This window comes from Methylophaga sp. UBA1464 (assembly GCF_002325665.1).
In the GTDB taxonomy this organism is placed as follows: domain Bacteria; phylum Pseudomonadota; class Gammaproteobacteria; order Nitrosococcales; family Methylophagaceae; genus Methylophaga.
This window is the reverse complement of the sequence record NZ_DCSO01000071.1, coordinates 5,209-10,078: the sequence shown is the minus strand read 5'-3', so window position 1 is coordinate 10,078 and position 4,870 is coordinate 5,209. Positions and strand designations below refer to the sequence as shown.

General features: G+C 46.0%; 4 protein-coding genes. All 4 read right to left on the bottom strand.

What is annotated here, in order from left to right; all coding sequences use genetic code 11:
• Positions 1-173 precede the first annotated feature (173 nt).
• Entirely contained in the window at positions 174-1,454 is a 1,281-nt protein-coding gene (eno, locus tag B3O33_RS08425) for a phosphopyruvate hydratase (RefSeq protein ID WP_292360013.1), read from the bottom strand.
• 65 nt (positions 1,455-1,519) lie between these two features.
• Complete coding sequence (gene kdsA / locus B3O33_RS08420; protein ID WP_292360014.1) at positions 1,520-2,356, bottom strand: 3-deoxy-8-phosphooctulonate synthase; 837 nt, start codon at positions 2,354-2,356, stop codon at positions 1,520-1,522.
• Complete coding sequence (locus B3O33_RS08415) at positions 2,356-3,993, bottom strand: CTP synthase (protein ID WP_292360016.1); 1,638 nt, start codon at positions 3,991-3,993, stop codon at positions 2,356-2,358. The genes kdsA and B3O33_RS08415 overlap by 1 nt, the downstream gene beginning before the upstream one ends.
• Positions 3,994-4,080: 87 nt before the next feature.
• On the bottom strand, positions 4,081-4,870 hold a 790-nt coding region (gene tilS, locus B3O33_RS08410), incomplete at its 5' end, for a tRNA lysidine(34) synthetase TilS (protein WP_292363390.1).

Sequence of the window (4,870 nt, the reverse complement as noted above, 5' to 3'; positions counted from 1 at the left end):
CCGCCAGAACCTGATTACGTTCTTCCAGTTTAGAATTATCAATCCGTTGTTTTTCTACTGTGTGATGCAAACGTAACAGGGCTGGCAAACCGTCATGACTTAACCACAATCGATATTGCAGCATTACAAATATGAAGGTCAGTACAATGAGTACTGTTTTCATGCAACGAATATCATCTAGATGGAAATGCCTGCAAACCAGGGTAAATCGCGGTTGCCCCCAGCTCAGCTTCTATACGCAAAAGTTGATTATATTTAGCCACACGATCAGAACGCGACATCGAACCCGTTTTAATCTGACCACATTGCGTGGCAACCGCCAAATCCGCAATGAAGGTATCTTCAGTTTCACCACTTCGATGTGAAGCAATTGACTTGTAGCCAGCTTCAGCTGCCAAATTCATTGCATTAAGCGTTTCACTCAACGTACCAATCTGGTTCAGCTTAATCAAAATGGCATTGGCAACATTGGCCTCAATACCTTGCTGCAGAATGGCGCTGTTGGTGACAAACAAGTCATCCCCTACCAACTGAATACGGTCACCCACACGTTCAGTTAGTAATTTCCAACCTTGCCAATCGTTTTCATCCATTCCGTCTTCAATGCTGATGATGGGATACTTATTGCACCAGTTTTCCAGCAAATCAGTTAATTCAGCTGCGGTGAGACTACGCTGTTCGGATTCGAGGCGATATAAACCGTCTTTATAAAACTCTGAACTGGCAACATCAAGTGCAATCATGACATCACGACCCGGTTCATAACCGGCCTTTTTAATAGCTTCCATAATCAGTTCCATAGCGGCTTCATTGGAAGCCAGATCCGGTGCGAATCCACCTTCATCACCTACCGCAGTATTCAGGCCTTGCGACAATAAAACTGCTTTTAACTGATGAAAGATTTCAGCACCGGCACGTACCGCTTCCTTAAAGCTTTTGCTACCGACCGGAACTATCATGAATTCCTGGAAATCCACACTGTTATCAGCATGAGAACCACCGTTGATAATATTCATCATCGGCACAGGCAAAGTCACCGCTTTATCGCCACCCAGGTAGCGGTATAAAGGCAGTCCTTTTTCTTCGGAGGCAGCAACAGCGTTCGCCATAGACACAGCTAAAAGAGCATTGGCTCCAAGACGTTTTTTGTTCTCTGTACCATCACAGGCGATCAACTTATCGTCCAGTGCCTTTTGATCAAAACAATCCAAACCAACAACGGCAGCACGCAATTCACTATTGATTGCCTCAACAGCCTTAGTCACACCTTTGCCCAGGTAGCGCAGTGCATCACCATCACGTAACTCAATCGCTTCACGAGCCCCTGTGGAAGCACCAGAAGGCACAGCGGCTCTTCCCATTGCACCACTTTCAAGTATGACATCCGCTTCCACTGTCGGATTGCCACGAGAGTCAATGATCTCACGACCACGAACATCGATAATTTTACTCATTGTTGTCTCCACCTAAAATAAGCTGAAAATGCCAGACACTATTCAACCTCGAATAGTGTTACCTGTTACAGGTAGGCGTCTTCGATAAAATCCTGCTGTTTCACTGTTTTGTCGATAGCAATCAATGTTTCCAGTAAGGCCTGCATTTTGGCTAATGGCCAGGAGTTCGGGCCATCACTTAATGCTTTTTCCGGATCAGGATGGGTTTCCATAAACACGCCGGCAATACCGGCCGCAACCGCAGAGCGTGCCAGTACTGGAACGAATTGTCTTTGACCACCACTTTTGCCACCTTGTCCACCGGGTTGCTGCACAGAATGTGTGGCATCAAATACGACAGGACACCCCATATGACGCATTGTTGGTAAACCACGCATATCTGAAATTAACGTGTTGTAGCCGAATGACGTGCCACGTTCACATAACATGATCTGCTGATTACCGGTGGATTTGGCTTTATCCGCAACATGCTGCATATCCCATGGTGCCAGGAACTGGCCTTTTTTAATATTGACCGGCAACCCCTGGCTTGCCACATTGATTATAAAGTTTGTCTGGCGACACAAAAAAGCCGGCGTTTGTAAGACATCGACCACACTGGCGACTTCAGCCAGCGGTGTGTCTTCATGAACGTCTGTCAAAATAGGCAGACCGAATTCTTTTTTGACCTTTTCCAGAATCGCCATACCCGCTTCAAGGCCGGGACCACGATAGGTTGTAGTGGACGTGCGATTGGCTTTATCAAAAGAGGATTTGTAGATAAACGGGATCCCCAGTTTGTCGGTCATTTCTTTTAACTGCCCAGCCACATCCATGGTCATTTGTTCGCTTTCAATAACACAGGTTCCGGCAATCAAAAATAACGGCTGTTTGCCACCCACTTCATGACCACATAATTGCATTACTGCTGTCCTCGTTTTTTATGATTCGCCACTGCAGCGTTAATAAAACCTTCAAACAGGCGATGGCCATGTCTTGGCGTGGAAGTAAATTCAGGATGAAACTGGCAGGCAACAAACCAGGGATGACCGGGAATTTCGATCATTTCTGCCAATGAGTTATCTTTCGACATGCCAGAAAACACCAGACCGGCATCTTCCAGTTTCTGTTTATAATTGTTATTAAATTCATAGCGATGACGATGTCGTTCAATAATTTCATCGGCACCATAGATCTGTTGTGCCAGTGACCCCGGTTTCAACACACAAGGATACCCGCCCAAACGCATGGTGCCTCCCAGATCCGAATCGTGATCACGCTGTTCAACGCTGCCATCTTCTTTTTGCCATTCAGTAATTAAACCAATGACCGGATCAGGCGTATTGGCATCAAATTCGGTGCTGAAAGCCTTGTTTAAACCGGCTTTGTGACGAGCATATTCAATCACCGCAACCTGCATGCCCAGACAAATACCCAGATAGGGAATATTATTCTCACGGGCAAACTGTGCTGTTGAAATCATGCCTTCAACACCGCGTTTACCAAAACCACCCGGCACCAGAATCGCATCCATATTGGCAATGCTGTCTGTGCCATTTTTTTCGATCATTTCTGAGTCGACATAATGCACATTAACCTTGGTACGGGTATGGATGCCCGCATGTATCAAAGATTCTGAAAGCGACTTATAAGCTTCAGTCAGCTCCATATATTTGCCGACCATAGCGATGTTGACTTCACCCTGAGGATTAGACAGATTTTCATAAACCTGTTGCCACTGACTCAAATCGGCCGGTTTGGCATCCAACCCCAGTTGTTTCACCACAATGTCATCAAGCCCCTGCTTGTGTAACTCCATTGGAATCTTGTAAATACTGTCAACATCAATACAGGTGATAACTGATTTTTCCGGTACGTTGGTGAACAATGAAATTTTACGCCGTTCAGACTCCGGTAATGGACGATCCATGCGGCATAACAAAACATCCGGCTGGATACCAATCGTACGTAATTCTTTAACGGAATGCTGGGTCGGTTTGGTTTTGATTTCACCTGCTGAAGCAATATACGGCACCAGGGTAAGATGTATAAACAGCGCTCTGTCGCGACCTAATTCGGTGGCCATTTGACGAATGGTTTCCAGAAACGGCAGTGACTCAATATCGCCTACTGTACCGCCGATTTCAATCAATGCCACATCCGCATCGCCAGCACCTTCAAAAATGCAGCGTTTAATTTCATCAGTGATGTGCGGAATGACCTGAACCGTATTTCCCAGATACTCACCACGACGTTCTTTACGAATCACATTTTCGTAAATCTGCCCGGTAGTATGGTTATTTCGGCTGGTCATATTGGCATCAATAAACCGCTCATAGTGACCCAAATCCAAATCGGTTTCAGCACCATCATCCGTTACAAATACCTCACCATGCTGCAGTGGGCTCATTGTTCCCGGATCGACATTGATGTACGGATCGAGTTTTACCATCGTGACCTTCAGACCACGGGCTTCAAGAATCGCTGCCAGTGAAGCCGCCGCGATTCCCTTACCGAGAGACGACACAACACCACCAGTGACAAATATAAATTTAGTCATATTATGGAGAGTTTTTGCAATAGCGGCGCAGCCAGAATAGCCACACTCAAAAATATCGACATAAAGTATCAGAATTGCCTGATGGCCTCAATCAAAATCTCCCTGAGAAATACGTTCAATCGTTGGCACCCAGCCAGTTTGGTCCGATTGTGGCTTTACTGTTTTGGCGCAGACATAGCCAACAATTGCGACCAACTCTTGATCTGCAAATAACAATGGGATTGTGTCACGCTGCCAAACCGGGATTTGCCACTCCTGGAACAATTTTTTCAATGATTGGTGATGTGTCTTTCCTGGCAACTGAATTTTTTCGCCCCCCTGACGAAACCGTATCGATAAGCCAGCCTTAAACAGCTCGTCAGATATCCCCTGACCTTTGTGAGCTTCCCAGACTAAACGGCGTTCCGTATCTAATATTTGTGGCTGTTGATCGTAAATCAAATCAGGTGATGTCACGCTTACCGATTCCGGTTCAGAACTTAAATACAGCTTGTTTTGATAGCGTCTGGCAATATAATGATGCCATCTCACTTGCGGTTGACTATCCGCCGCCGCCAGACAAACTTCATCCAGAATACGTTGCAGATTTTTACGTGATGGCAATGCCATGTTTAACGTTGTCATAAAAAAACGCAGTACATTGCGCTGCCGTGCGGCATTCAGCAGCAGTAATTCACTAATCTTTAAGCTGCCTTGCGTGGGATTTGCATCGATGGCAAGCAGATCCTCTTCAGCCAACGCATCCAGCAGCGTTTGGCTTTCTTGCAGATTTTGTGCTGAGCGCGCCAGATTCTGATTTATCGCGGGCCAGCGCTGCTGTAACAAGGGCCAGATCTGATGCCGTAAAAAGTTACGCTGGATATCCGTATTCTGATTG